Origin of the sequence: Pseudomonas sp. KB-10, from assembly GCF_018221585.1 — a bacterium.
In the GTDB taxonomy this organism is placed as follows: Bacteria; Pseudomonadota; Gammaproteobacteria; order Pseudomonadales; family Pseudomonadaceae; genus Aquipseudomonas; species Aquipseudomonas yangonensis.
Window position 1 is genome coordinate 233,221 of record NZ_QYYB01000006.1, and the last position, 13,529, is coordinate 246,749.

A 13,529-nucleotide genomic window follows, 5' to 3' on the forward strand; every position below is an offset into this window, starting at 1 on the left:
GTATGGCTGGGGCTGGCTTACCGGCTCGTATGCAGGCGTTCTACCGACCGTAAAGCTAGGCAAGCGCCGCATGGTCAACAGCGCCCTGCTCGGCACCTGACTGCTGGAGCTGACTGCGCGCCCGCATTGGGATATTCAGGCGGCAGCGCCTGAAGCCTCGATATAAGGCAACGTTCATTCGCCCCTGTCAGGAAGCTGCGCGTACGCACCCTGGGTACGCATGGCGTTTAAAAGTGATGGGCCAGAAAAGCAAAAACCCCTGCAGGTTTCCCTGCAGGGGTTTTGCGAAAGTGGCGGTGAAGAAGAGATTCGAACTCTTGATACGGTTTCCCGTATACACACTTTCCAGGCGTGCTCCTTCAACCACTCGGACACTTCACCGGATCTCGACGTTTTGGCGTTTACCCCGTCGAGGCGCGCTAATGTAGTCGAATGTTTTCCCAATGGCAAATTTTTTTTAAAGGATTCATGCGCTTAAGAGCGAAGCGGGTTTTCGTCATGCTCCTCGCCGGGTGGCTCGTCGAAGCGCATGTGACCGAACAGGAGGAAACCCAGGGACATGAACAATCCCACGCCGAAGAGCAGCAGCACACCCGTGGGGCTGCGCAGGTAGAGCGTTTCGCTGAGCGCGACGGAAGCCAGCAGCAGGCCGATGACGGCGACCGTATAAAGGATGGAGTACAGAGTATTCATGGGCAGCTCCTTCGGTTCGCTGCCACCTTAATGGTCAGGCGGCGGCGCTCGCCAATTACCAACAGCCATCGCCACGATAGGCAAAAACACTGACCCGCCAGTCAGTCACGGCGCTTTACCAGAGCGTTTGGGCTGAGTACCTTCTGCCGACATTCAGCCCCGCGGCTCCAACAAGGAAAACTGCCATGAGCGACCTGATCAGCTATCAACTCGAAGACGGCATCGCCACCCTCACCCTGAGCAATGGCAAGGTCAACGCCATCTCACCTGACGTGATCGCTGCCTTCAATGCTGCGCTCGACCGCGCCGAGCAGGATCGCGCCATCGTCATCATCACTGGCCAGCCGGGCATTCTTTCGGGTGGCTACGACCTGAAGGTGATGACCTCCGGCCCGCAGAATGCAATCAACCTGGTAGCCGCAGGTTCCACCCTGGCGCGGCGCATGCTCGCCCACCCCTTTCCGATCATCGTGGCCTGCCCGGGCCATGCCGTGGCCAAGGGGGCCTTCATCCTGCTGTCCGCCGATTACCGTATCGGCGTCGAAGGTCCGTTCAGCATTGGTCTGAACGAAGTGCAGATCGGCATGACCATGCACCATGTCGGTATCGAACTGGCCCGCGACCGTCTGCGCAAGTCGGCCTTCCACCGCTCTGTGATCAATGGCGAGATGTTCGACCCGGCTGGTGCCGTGGATGCCGGCTTCCTCGACAAGATCGTGCCGGCCGAGCAACTGCTGGCCACCGCGCAGGCGGCAGCGCAGCAGATGAAGAAAATCAATATGACGGCGCACAAGAACACCAAGCTGAAAGTGCGCAAGGCTCTGCTGGAAACCCTCGATGCGGCCATCGAGATGGACAAGCAGCACCTGATGTAAACAGGCGACACGCCGCGCATATGAAAAGCGCCGCTTCCGTTGAGGTCGCGGCGCTTTTTTCTTTCGGAGCCAGGTGCCCCTGGGTCGAACGTTGGTGCGCGTGGCGCACACTGCAAGATCAGCCGGAGTAGTCCAGCGCCGTCCAGACCCGGCTCAGGCCCTGGGCCAGCACGCAGCCAGGCTTGCCCAATTGCTCATTGAAGGCTGTCGGCAGCAGCGTGGTTTCGCCCTCTGCTGCACCATGGCGCTCGGTGAGCCACTGCAGCTTGCCGCAATTGGGCGTCTCGATCACATAGCTGGCAGCGATATTGGAGTGGTGGCCAGGCAGATGGATTATGTCGAGCACCACGCCTGCTTCTTCGACGCGCTGGCCATTGGAGACCAGCACAGCCCAGGCCTGCTCCCCCTCGATCACCAAGTAGGCGCCGTTGGCCTGTGGTCGTTCGATCTGTGGCTGCGCACAGCCACTCAGCAGAGCCAATAGCACAATCGTCATCAGCATCTGTTGCATTGCCAATACCCCCTTGCAAGGCGCCCACATCTGCATGGCGGGCGGGTTGTTGTCGCCTGAATGAGGCCACTATCACCCAATACTGTTTATTTGTACAGTATTTTTCGATTACCCTATTCCGCAGGTAAATGACCGAGCACATAGGAGCGCCATCATGCTGGACGTACTGCAGCTGAAACACCGAGTGAACCGCATGCCGCTGGAGCGCGTTCGCGAGATGGTCGATGAGCTACTGCTCGAAGGCATTGTCACCGAGAGCCGCACTCCCTTTAACCGTCAGCACTTCAATACGTGCTTCGCCGAGATAGAGGCGCTGTTACAGCGCGCCGGTTATCACCGGCAGCTGGATGTGGTCGGCTATCAGGGATTGGCGTACGCATTGTTCGACCCGGCTCGCTGGGAAGCCGTCGAAGTGCTGCGTTGGTTGCGCGACTACGTCGAAGAGGCCCATGCACAGCCGGTTTCCTGAGCGACACGCACCAAATCGCGCGGCGATGCAGATGCATGCGCGGCGTCTTTGGCTCAATAGCAAGTCGTCATGTTGCTCTTGCGCAGGGCAGCCAAGGTTCCCTGCGATGTCATCACATAGCCGCAAACCATTGATTTCACATCCATCTGTGACTCACAGACTTGTATCAGAGGTCTACGCCTGTCGCACCGCCGTGCGGAGTTGCTCTACCAGCGCCCGGCTGCCTGAACCGGTGGTAACAGCTCTGGCGCAGGCACTGGAGCGGGGAACCTCTGGAGCGTTTGACGGACGAAGCTGTGCCTTCAACCGACGAGCAGAGAACACCGTGCTGGACCTGACGACCTGGAACCTTTCGATCCCCACCGAAACCACGCCCACCACCATCAGTACCGAGCGCCTGAGCAACGGCTACGAAAGTCGTTATTTCCGGCGCAATGGCGACGGCAGCGTGACCTTCTGGGTACCGGTAACCGGCTCAACTACCGCTGACGCGCGCTATCCGCGCAGCGAGCTGCGCGAAACCCAGCGCGACGGCAGCCTGAGCAACTGGCAGCACGCCAGTTCGGACAGCTACCTCAGTGCCGTTCTGCAGGTCGAGCAGGTACCCAGCCGCAACAAGGTGGTGATCGGCCAGATCCACAGCACCGACGTGCCAGGCAGCCAAAACGACCCACTGCTCAAGGTGCAGTATCACTACCGCCGTGGCGTGGGGCGCGTGGAACTGTTGCTGCGCGCGAGACCGGGTGATCGCAAGGTGCAGAACATTTTGCTGGCCGACAACGTGCAACTCGGCGAACGCTTCGGCTACGACCTGCGCGTGACGCCCAGCGGTCGCCTCGGTGTCAGCGTGGTCAGCAACGATGGCGATGAGGGCGCGGTCTACCGCCAGCTCAGCAGTCGCTGGAACACCCAGTACCTTTATTTCAAGGCGGGCGCCTACGTCCAGGACAATTCCGGACCGGACAACGAAGGCGGGCGGGTCACCTTCCATCACCTCAACAGCGCGCACCGCTAAGGCAAGCGGCGGCATACAATCGCCGCTTTTCTCGACGACGATTCGACCATGGCACGCCTGACCCTCGATTTTCCTGAAGACCAGTATTGCTACAGCACCCACCTCACTGTGCGCGTCACTGACATCAATGGCGCCAATCACCTGGGTAACGACTCGATGATCTCGATGATCTCCGAAGCCAGGGCGCGCTTCCTATACGAGTTCGGTATTCGCGAGACCGACGACAACGGTACCGGCATCATCGTCACCGACCTGGCTACCACCTACCGCACCGAGGCGCATGCTCGCGACCAGTTGCTGTTCGAGGTCGGCGTCATGGACTTCAACAAGTATGGCGGCGACATCACATTCCGTATCACCCGCCCTGCCGACGGTGCGCTGGTGGCAATGGCCAAGTCCGGCTTCGTATTCTTCGATTACCGCCAGTCGAAGGTGGTGCCCATGCCGGACGCCTTCAACGCCAAGTTCCCCAAGGTCAATCGGCTCGATTGATTACGCTGGCGCCCGCCAGCAAAGGCGATGTTGTCTGGTCGTTGCGCAGAAATGCGTAGAGTTTTCTGCCGGTTGCGTGACACATCGCCATTCCTCTGCTACGCCTAGCTCATAACAGAAAAGGGGGAACGAGGATGACCGACACCTACCGCCGCGCCCGTCAGGCCGGACTGCTGAGCAATCTGCTGGCAATCGCCCTGCTGACCCTGCCGCTACCGACCCACGCCACCAACGGGGCCCTTCCTTTCAGCATCACCTCACAGGCCGCGCTCAGCACCTACCGAAGTTGAACGAGGCTCCCGCCCCGTTCAGGTGCAACTGCAACGCAAACGCCTCGTTTTGCGGCAGCCCGTTACGCACTCGAGGTCCGTGTCGCCCTACATTCAAGGCTTTGATCGATTGGCCCGGCACTTGCTTAGCCCCTGATACCAGGTAGCCAACGGCGGCCGCCTCCCTCACGACAAAGACGTCGCCTCACCCGGCCTTCATGGTCTGCGGTGAAGCGGCGTTTTTTTTGTGTTCGCCCCAGCGTCCGGGGCTGGCGCAGGCGTCGCAACCCGAGCCTGCACTGCAATCGTTCGACCCTGCTTCGGCTTCGCCGCCGTGTCCACGACCACGGTTTGCTGCGCCATGCCGGGCTCCTTCTCGCTGATGAGGTGATCGATGAATACAAGTTTCTGGAAAGCCGGCCACGCCCCCACCCTGTTCGCTGCGTTTCTCTACTTCGACCTGAGTTTCATGGTCTGGTACCTGCTCGGCCCGCTGGCGGTACAGATCGCCACCGACCTCGAGCTCAACGCCCAGCAACGCGGCCTGATGGTGGCCACGCCGATTCTCGCCGGTGCGGTGCTACGTCTGCTGATGGGCTTTCTCTGTGACCGCCTGTCGCCGAAAACCGCCGGGCTGCTAGGCCAGACGGTGGTGATCGTCGCGCTGTTCTGCGCCTGGCAGATCGGCATCGGCAGCTACGAGCAGGCGCTGCTGCTCGGCCTGTTCCTCGGTTTCGCCGGTGCCTCCTTCGCAGTCGCCCTGCCGCTGGCCTCCCAGTGGTACCCACCGCAGCACCAGGGCAAGGCCATGGGCATCGCCGGCGCCGGCAACTCCGGCACCGTGCTGGCGGCGCTGTTCGCTCCTGGTCTGGCGGCGCTGTCGGGCTGGCAAAACGTATTTGGCTGGGCGCTGATCCCGCTGCTGGCGACCCTGGTGATCTTCGCCCTGGTGGCCAGGAACGCGCCGGAACGGCCCAAACCCAAGGCTTTCGGCGATTACCTCAAGGCCCTCGGCGACCGCGACAGCTGGTGGTTCATGTTCTTCTACAGCGTCACCTTCGGCGGCTTCATCGGCCTGGCCAGCGCCCTGCCCGGCTACTTTAGCGACCAATACGGGCTGAACCCGGTCACAGCCGGCTATTACACCGCCGCCTGCGTCTTCGCCGGCAGCCTGCTGCGTCCGCTAGGTGGCGCGCTGGCCGATCGCATCGGCGGCATCCGCTCGCTGCTGGTGATGTACACCATCGCCTCGCTGTGCATCGCCGCGGTGGGCTTCAACCTGCCCAGTTCGACCGCCGCCCTGGCCCTGTTCGTCGCCGCCATGCTTGGCCTGGGCGCCGGCAACGGCGCGGTGTTCCAGCTAGTGCCGCAGCGCTTTCGCAAGGAGATCGGCGTGATGACCGGGCTGATCGGCATGGCCGGCGGTGTCGGCGGTTTCTTTCTCGCCGCCGGCCTCGGCACCATCAAGCAGCATACCGGCGACTACCAGTTGGGCCTCTGGCTGTTCGCCAGTCTCGGCGTACTGGCCTGGTTCGGCCTGCACGGCGTCAAGCAGCGCTGGCGCACCACCTGGGGTAGCGCCGCGGTGACCGCTGCGCGGGTGTAACGAATGCCCCTGCAACTGAGCATCGGCGAAAACAGCGCCACCGGCCCGCGCAGCGAGAATCAGGATGCCCTGCGCGTGGTCACCCCGTCGCCGGCCCTGGCCGCCAGCAAGGGCTACCTGCTGGGCCTGGCCGATGGCGTCAGCCAGTGCGTCGATGGCGGTCTGGCCGCGCGCGCCACCCTCCAGGCGCTGGCCCTGGATTACTACTCCACGCCGGAAACCTGGCCGGTGCAGCACAGCCTGGACCGCTTGCTCATCGCGCATAACCGCTGGCTGCAGGCCAACGGCGGTGGCCAGCCGCTGCTCACTACCCTCACCGCCCTGGTGCTGCGCGGTCGCCGCTATACCCTGGCGCATATCGGCGACAGCCGCGCCTACCTGTGGCGCGACGGCCAACTCATGCGTCTGACCGAGGACCATGTCTGGGAACAGCCGGGCATGCAGCACGTGCTCAAGCGCGCCATGGGCCTGGACCAGCATCTGGTGGTAGACTACCGCGATGGCGAGCTGCAGGCCGGCGACCGCTTCCTGCTGGTCAGCGACGGGGTCTGGGCCTGCCTCAGCGACAAGCGCATCGGCGAGTTGCTACAGGGCGATGACGCCGAGGCGATCTGCCAGACCCTGGTAGACGAAGCGCACCACGCCGGCAGCCAGGACAACGCCAGCGCCCTGCTGGTGCACGTCGAGCAGCTCCCGGAAGCCGCACTGGCCGACACCCTGGCCCAGCTCGAGCACTGGCCGCTGCCGCCGCGTCTGCGCGACGGCCAGGAGTTCGAGGGTTGGCGAGTCGAAGGCCTGCTCGGCGAATCGCGCCAGTCGCTGATCTACCGGGTGCGCGACGCGCATCATCAGCCCTGGCTGCTCAAGACCCTGCCGGCCAGCCGCGCAGGCGAAGAACAGGCCGGCCCGGCACTGCTGCAGGAGGAATGGTTCCTGCGCCGCGTTGCCGGTCGCCATTTCCCCGAGCTGCACGCCCTGCCGCAGCGCCAGCACCTGTATTACGTGCAGCGAGAATACGCCGGCCAGACCCTGGCCGCGCGCCTGCAGCAGGCCGGCCCGCTGAGCCTGGCCGACTGGCAGGACCTGGCGCCGCGGCTGATCAAGGCCCTCGGTCTGCTGCACCGACGCAATATCATCCACCGCGACATCAAGCCGGAGAACCTCTTGCTCGGCGACGACGGCGAGCTGCGCGTGCTGGACTTCGGCCTGGCCTACTGCCCGGGCCTGACCCGCGACGAGGCCCACAGCCTGCCCGGCACGCCCAGCTATATTGCCCCGGAAGCCTTCACCGGCAGCCCGCCCAGCGCCCAGCAGGATCTCTACGCCGCCGGCGTGACCCTCTATCACCTGCTCACCGGCCACTATCCCTACGGCGAGGTCGAGGCTTTCCAGCACCCACGCTTCGGCCAGCCGACCCCGGCCAGCCGCTATCGCCCGGATCTGCCTGCCTGGCTCGAGGAAGTATTGAACCGTGCGGTAACCGCCACCCCGGCGCAGCGCTTCGAAACCTCCGAGGAATGGCTGCTGGCCCTGGAAAGTGGCGAGCGCCAGTCGCTGAACAACCGTCCGCGACCGCTGCTGGAACGTGAGCCGCTGCTGGTGTGGCGCACGGTGGCGCTGGTGTCGCTGCTGCTTAACCTGCTGCTGGCGTTCCTGCTGCTCAAATAGCCCAACTCGCACCAAAGCAGCGCAAAACGCCTCGCAAAGGTGCACAAACCCAGTCGTCATACACCGCCAAGTTGCTGAAAAGCCGGGCAAACCGGGTTTCGAGAAGTTGGCACAGGCGCTGCATTAGCACTGCCACAAATTAAATAAAGCGCGACCTTCAACGAGGAAGGCCGCACTTCCCGATAGAACGGGACTTGGACAAAGGCGTCCTCGCTAGGTGACTAGCGGGACGCCTTTTTTGTTTTATGGCCTGCCATCCCTGGCAGCCACTCTACGAGCCGTCGCGGAGCGACGTTAAACATTGCTCCCGACAATTTTTTCCGTGATCAATGACTCAGGAGATGGCCGGCATGCAAAAACTCAAGCTGGTGATGATCGGCAACGGCATGGCGGGTGTGCGCACCCTCGAAGAGCTGCTCAAGCTCGCCCCCGGTCTCTACGACATCACCGTGTTCGGCGCCGAGCCGCACCCCAACTACAACCGCATCCTGCTCTCCCCGGTACTGGCCGGCGAGCAGACCTTCGAAGAGATCGTGCTCAACGATCTCAACTGGTACGCCGATAACGGCATCAAGCTGTTGCTCGGGCGCAAGGTGGTCAGGATCGACCGCAAGAAGCGTCTGGTGATCGCCGATGACGGCAGCGAAGCCGAGTACGACCGCCTGCTCATCGCCACCGGTTCCAACCCCTTCATCCTGCCGATTCCGGGCAAGGACCTGGCCGGCGTGATCGGCTACCGCGACATCGCCGACACCCAGACCATGATGGACACCGCCAAGACCCATAAGCATGCGGTGGTCATCGGCGGCGGTCTGCTCGGCCTGGAAGCGGCCAACGGCCTCAAGCTGCGCGGTATGGACGTGACCGTGGTGCATATCGGCGACTGGCTGCTGGAGCGCCAGCTGGATCGCACCGCCGGCGAGCTGCTGCAGAAGTCCCTGGAAGACCGCGGCCTGAAGTTCCTCCTGCCCAAGCACACCGCCGAGCTGCTGGACAATGGCGAAGGTCGCGTCTGCGCGGTGAAGTTCAAGGACGGCGAGGTGATTCCCGCCGACCTGGTGGTGATGGCCGCCGGTATCCGTCCCAACACCGAACTGGCCGAGAGCGCCGGCATCGCCTGCAACCGCGGCATCCTGGTCAACGACACCATGCAGACCTTCGATCCGCGCGTTTACGCCATCGGCGAATGCGCCAGCCACCGCGGCATCGCCTACGGTCTGGTGGCGCCGCTGTTCGAGCAGGCCAAGGTCTGCGCCAACCACCTGGCCCAGCTCGGTTTCTCCCGCTACCAGGGCTCGGTGACCTCGACCAAGCTAAAGGTCACCGGCATCGACCTGTTCTCCGCCGGCGAGTTCATGGGCGGCGAGGGAACGGAAACGATAACGCTGTCCGACCCCCTCGGCGGCGTGTACAAGAAGCTGGTGATCAAGGACGACGTGCTGGTCGGTGCCTGTCTGTATGGCGACACCGCCGACGGCGGCTGGTACTTCCGCCAGATCCGCGAGAGCCACAACGTCAGCGAGATCCGCGACCACCTGATGTTCGGCGAAGGCGCCATCGGCGATGTCGGCCACCAAGGCGCCGACAAGACCGCCAACATGCCCGACAGCATGGAAGTGTGCGGCTGCAACGGCGTATGCAAAGGCACCATCGTCAAGGCGATCCAGGAGAACGGGCTGTTCTCGGTCGACGAGGTCAAGAAGCACACCAAGGCGGCCAGCTCCTGCGGCTCCTGCGCCGGCCTGGTCGAGCAGATTCTGATCAGCACCGTCGGCGGCGCGGCGGACGTCAAACCCAAGAGCGAGAAGGCCATCTGCGGCTGCTCCGACCTCAACCACGGACAGATTCGCAAGGCGATTCGCGAGCAGCACCTGACGTCCATGGCGCAGACCATGGAGTTCCTCAACTGGAGCACGCCCAACGGCTGCGCCACCTGCCGCCCGGCGCTGAACTACTACCTGATCTCCACCTGGCCGGGCGAGGCCAAGGACGACCCGCAGTCGCGCCTGATCAACGAACGCGCCCACGCCAACATCCAGAAGGACGGCACCTACTCGGTGGTGCCGCGCATGTGGGGCGGCGTGACCAACCCATCCGAGCTGCGCCGAATCGCCGACGTGGCCGACAAGTACAACGTGCCCATGGTCAAGGTCACCGGCGGTCAGCGCATCGACCTGCTGGGCATCAAGAAGGACGACCTGCCAGCGGTGTGGAAGGATCTGGACATGCCCTCCGGCCACGCCTACGGCAAATCCATCCGCACGGTGAAAACCTGCGTCGGCAGCGAGTTCTGCCGCTTCGGCACGCAGAACTCCACCCAGCTCGGTATCGACCTGGAGCACGACCTGTTCAACATGTGGTCGCCGCACAAGGTCAAGCTGGCGGTCTCCGGCTGCCCGCGCAACTGCGCCGAGGCCGGCATCAAGGACGTCGGCATCATCGGCGTGGACTCGGGCTTCGAGATGTACATCGGCGGCAACGGCGGGATCAAGACCGAGGTGGCCGAGTTCTTCGTCAAGGTGAAAACAGCCGAAGAAGTGCGCGAGTACAACGCCGCCTTCCTCCAGCTGTACCGCGAGGAGGCCTTCTATCTGGAGCGCACCGTGCACTACATGCAGCGCGTTGGCATGGAGCACATCAAGAAGGCGGTGCTGGAAGACGAAGCCAACCGCAAGGCCCTAGCCGCGCGCCTGCACTACGCCCTCTCGTTCGAGCAGGACCCATGGAAGGAACGCATCGAGACGCCGCAACTGAAGAAAGAGTTCGACACCATCAAGGTGGTGCAAATCGAGGAGGCCACCGTATGAACTGGCTGGATATCTGCGCCCTGGACGAGATCAACGTGCTCGGCTCGCGCATCGTCAGCGGACCCAAGGGCGATATCGCCATCTTCCGTACCACGGCCGACGAGGTCTTCGCGCTGGATGACCGCTGCCCGCACAAGGGCGGCCCGCTGTCCCAGGGCTTGATCTACGGCAAGCGCGTGGCCTGCCCGCTGCACAACTGGCAGATCGAGCTGGACAGCGGCACGGCGGTGGCACCGGACGTGGGCTGCGCTCACCGGCACCATGCCCGGGTCGAGAACGGCCGTGTGTTGCTGGCATTCGCGCAACGCAACTAGCCCGCCTCGTGGGAGGCGCTTCAGCGGCGACGGTCGCGGCTGAAGCCCCTCCCACCAGAACTTCCCCGCGCCTCAGGAGCTCCGAAAATGGCCAGCCCCACTCAAGTCACCGCCTCCACCTGCTGCTACTGCGGCGTGGGCTGCGGCGTGCTGATCGAGCACGACGGCGAGAAGATTCTCGGCGTCGCCGGCGACCCGAGCCACCCGGCCAACTTCGGCAAGCTGTGCAGCAAGGGCTCGACTCTGCACCTTACCGACGACCTCGACGCCCGCGCCCTCCATCCCGAGCTGCGCCTGGGCAAGGGCCTGGCCCGTTCGCGCACCGACTGGGACAGCGCCCTGGATCACGCCGCAGCGGTGTTCGCCGAGACCATCCGCGAGCACGGCCCCGACAGCGTCGCCTTCTATATCTCCGGCCAGTTGCTGACCGAGGACTACTACGCCTTCAACAAGCTGGCCAGAGCATTGGTGGGAACCAACAATATCGACAGCAATTCGCGCCTGTGCATGAGCTCGGCGGTGGTCGGCTACAAGCGCAGCCTCGGCGCCGATGCCCCGCCCTGCAGCTATGAGGACATCGAGCAGAGCGACTGCCTGCTGATCGCCGGATCCAACATGGCCTACGCCCACCCGGTGCTGTTCCGCCGCCTGGAAGAAGCCAAGGCCAGGCGCCCGGAGATGCAGATCATCGTCGTCGACCCGCGGCGCACCGACACCTGCGAGCTGGCCGACCTGCACCTGGCGATCCTGCCCGGCACCGATGTGGCGCTGTTTCACGGCATCCTGCATATCCTGCTATGGGAGGACTGGATCGACCGTGCCTACATCGAGGCCCATACCGAAGGCTTCGAGGCACTGAAGAAGCTGGTGCGCGACTATAGCCCGGCGGCCGCCGCCGATATCTGCGGCATCAGCCTGGACGACCTGCAGCGCTGCGCCGAACTGATCGGCCGCGCGCCCTCCTTCCTCTCGCTGTGGTGCATGGGGCTGAATCAGTCCTCCTCCGGCAGCGCCAAGAACAGCGCGCTGATCAACCTGCATCTGGCCACCGGGCAGATCGGCAAACCCGGCGCCGGCCCCTTCTCCCTGACCGGCCAGCCCAACGCCATGGGCGGCCGCGAGACTGGCAGCCTGAGCAACCTGCTGCCGGGCCACCGCGAGGCCGGCAATGCCGAGCACCGCGCCGAAGTCGCCGCCTACTGGGGCGTCGACGCCCTGCCGGAGACGCCCGGTCTGTCCGCCATCGAGCTGTTCGATGCGGTGCACGACGGGCGCATCAAGGCATTGTGGATCGCCTGCACCAACCCGGCGCAATCGCTGCCGAACCAGAGCAAGGTGCACGAGGCCCTGGCCGCCTGCCCCTTCGTCGTGGTGCAGGAAGCCTTCTTCACCACCGAGACCTGCCGCTACGCCGACCTGTTGCTACCCGCCGCCAGCTGGGGCGAGAAGGAAGGCACGGTGACCAACTCCGAGCGCCGCGTCAGCCATGTACGCCGCGCCGTGCCAGCGCCTGTAGAGGCGCGGCCCGACTGGTCGATTACCTGCGACTTTGCCCGTCGCCTGGAAGCTTTGCTCCGCCCCGGCCTGCCCAGCCTGTTCGATTTCGCCGACAGCGAGTCGCTGTTCGAGGAATACAAACACCTGACCGCCGAGCGCGACCTCGACCTCTCGGGGTTGAGCTACGCGCTGCTCGATGCCCAAGGTCCCCAGCAATGGCCGTTCTCCCCCGGCGCACGCATCGGCACCGCGCGGCTCTATGCCGACGGTCGCTTCCCCACCGCCAGCGGGCGCGCGCAGTTCCATGCCGACCCGTACCGTGCGCCGAAGGAAAAGCGCGAGGCGCGCTATTCACTCACCCTCAACACCGGCCGCCTGCGCGATCAGTGGCACGGCATGAGCCGCACCGGCACCGCCGCGCGCCTGTTCGGCCATGTCGAGGCCGCCGTGCTCGGCCTGCACCCGGACGAGCTGCGTCGCCGCCGCCTGCAAGACGGCGACCTGATCAAACTGCGCAGCCGCCGCGGCAGTCTGATCCTGCCGGTGCAAAGCGACGAGTCGGTACGCCCAGGTCAGGCCTGGCTGCCGATGCACTGGGGCGACCGTTTCCTCAAGGGCCTGGGGACCAACGTGCTGACCCAGCCGGCCTTCGATCCGCTGTCCAAGCAACCGGAGCTCAAGCACACCGGCGTCGAGGTGGACAAGGTCGAGCTGCCCTGGCAGCTGTTCGCTCTGGTCGAGGGCGAAGTGCAGAGCCGCTTCGAGGCCCTGCGCCCGCTTTTCGAGGAGTTCGCCTACGCCAGCCTCACCCCCACTGGCCGCGAGCGCCCTGCCCTGTTGATCCGCGCCGCCAGCGCCGTGGCGCCGCAGCCCGAGCTGCTGGCGCAGATCGACCGCCTGCTGCGCCTGAACCAGGGCCCGGTGCTGGCCTACGACGACCCGCGCCGCGCGGTGGGCAAACGCGTGCGCATCGAGGATGGCCGCATCGTCAGCCTCCGCCTGGCCGGCGAAACCGCTGCCAGCGAATGGCTCAGAAGCCTGTGGCTGAACGGCCAGGCCGACGCCGACCTGCGCCGCTGGCTGCTCGCCCCGGTCTCCGCGCCGCCAGGCAACGCCGTCGCCGCCATCCGCGGCAACACCCTGTGCAACTGCCTGAACGTCAGTGAAAGCGCGGTGTGCGCCGGCATCGAGCGCGGCCTGGACCTGAACGGCCTCAAGCAGGAGCTCAAGTGCGGCACCAGCTGCGGATCCTGCGTCCCCGAAATCAAACGCCTGCTAGCTATCCGCCCGTTGGCAGTCAACGCTTAAAGGAA

Annotated in this window: 12 protein-coding genes and 1 tRNA gene; 10 read left to right on the forward strand and 3 right to left on the reverse strand. The window is 64.4% G+C overall.

The window, feature by feature from the left end:
- Positions 1–291 precede the first annotated feature (291 nt).
- Positions 292–381 (reverse strand) — tRNA-Ser (locus DXK50_RS17680).
- Positions 382–474: 93 nt separating this feature from the next.
- Positions 475–693 carry a hypothetical protein gene (locus DXK50_RS17685; RefSeq protein ID WP_161867069.1) on the reverse strand — a complete coding sequence of 73 codons (219 nt, stop codon included), beginning with the start codon at positions 691–693 and terminating at the stop codon, positions 475–477.
- A 185-nt stretch (positions 694–878) separates the two neighbouring features.
- On the opposite strand from DXK50_RS17685, the gene DXK50_RS17690 reads away from it, so the two are divergent.
- Positions 879–1,568, forward strand: a complete 690-nt coding sequence (locus tag DXK50_RS17690) for a crotonase/enoyl-CoA hydratase family protein (RefSeq protein ID WP_212631234.1) — start codon at positions 879–881, stop codon at positions 1,566–1,568.
- 118 nt (positions 1,569–1,686) lie between these two features.
- Here the strand turns inward: DXK50_RS17690 and DXK50_RS17695 are convergent, their stop codons facing one another.
- Entirely contained in the window at positions 1,687–2,079 is a 393-nt protein-coding gene (locus tag DXK50_RS17695) for a hypothetical protein (protein WP_161867067.1), read from the reverse strand.
- 154 nt (positions 2,080–2,233) lie between these two features.
- On the opposite strand from DXK50_RS17695, the gene DXK50_RS17700 reads away from it, so the two are divergent.
- From DXK50_RS17700 to DXK50_RS17740, 9 genes are all read left to right on the forward strand, one after another.
- Entirely contained in the window at positions 2,234–2,548 is a 315-nt protein-coding gene (locus DXK50_RS17700) for a transcriptional regulator (protein ID WP_161867066.1), read from the forward strand.
- A 325-nt stretch (positions 2,549–2,873) separates the two neighbouring features.
- Entirely contained in the window at positions 2,874–3,563 is a 690-nt protein-coding gene (locus DXK50_RS17705; RefSeq protein WP_212631235.1) for a polysaccharide lyase family 7 protein, read from the forward strand.
- A gap of 48 nt (positions 3,564–3,611) precedes the next feature.
- A complete protein-coding gene (locus tag DXK50_RS17710) occupies positions 3,612–4,055 on the forward strand; it encodes a thioesterase family protein (RefSeq protein WP_161867064.1) in 444 nt (147 codons plus the stop codon).
- A 134-nt stretch (positions 4,056–4,189) separates the two neighbouring features.
- The gene (locus DXK50_RS17715) at positions 4,190–4,345 is read left to right on the forward strand and encodes a hypothetical protein (RefSeq protein WP_178101881.1); all 156 of its coding nucleotides are present in this window, start codon (positions 4,190–4,192) and stop codon (positions 4,343–4,345) included.
- Between the two features lie 373 nt (positions 4,346–4,718).
- On the forward strand, positions 4,719–5,930 hold the full coding sequence (locus DXK50_RS17720) for a nitrate/nitrite transporter (protein WP_212631236.1): 1,212 nt from the start codon (positions 4,719–4,721) through the stop codon (positions 5,928–5,930).
- 3 nt (positions 5,931–5,933) lie between these two features.
- The gene (locus DXK50_RS17725; protein WP_212631237.1) at positions 5,934–7,598 is read left to right on the forward strand and encodes a bifunctional protein-serine/threonine kinase/phosphatase; all 1,665 of its coding nucleotides are present in this window, start codon (positions 5,934–5,936) and stop codon (positions 7,596–7,598) included.
- Between the two features lie 350 nt (positions 7,599–7,948).
- Complete coding sequence (gene nirB, locus DXK50_RS17730; RefSeq protein ID WP_212631238.1) at positions 7,949–10,405, forward strand: nitrite reductase large subunit NirB; 2,457 nt, start codon at positions 7,949–7,951, stop codon at positions 10,403–10,405.
- On the forward strand, positions 10,402–10,719 hold the full coding sequence (gene nirD / locus DXK50_RS17735; protein WP_212631239.1) for a nitrite reductase small subunit NirD: 318 nt from the start codon (positions 10,402–10,404) through the stop codon (positions 10,717–10,719). Before nirB ends, nirD begins: the two co-directional genes overlap by 4 nt.
- 87 nt (positions 10,720–10,806) lie before the next feature.
- The gene (locus DXK50_RS17740) at positions 10,807–13,524 is read left to right on the forward strand and encodes a nitrate reductase (RefSeq protein ID WP_212631240.1); all 2,718 of its coding nucleotides are present in this window, start codon (positions 10,807–10,809) and stop codon (positions 13,522–13,524) included.
- Positions 13,525–13,529: the final 5 nt, after the last annotated feature.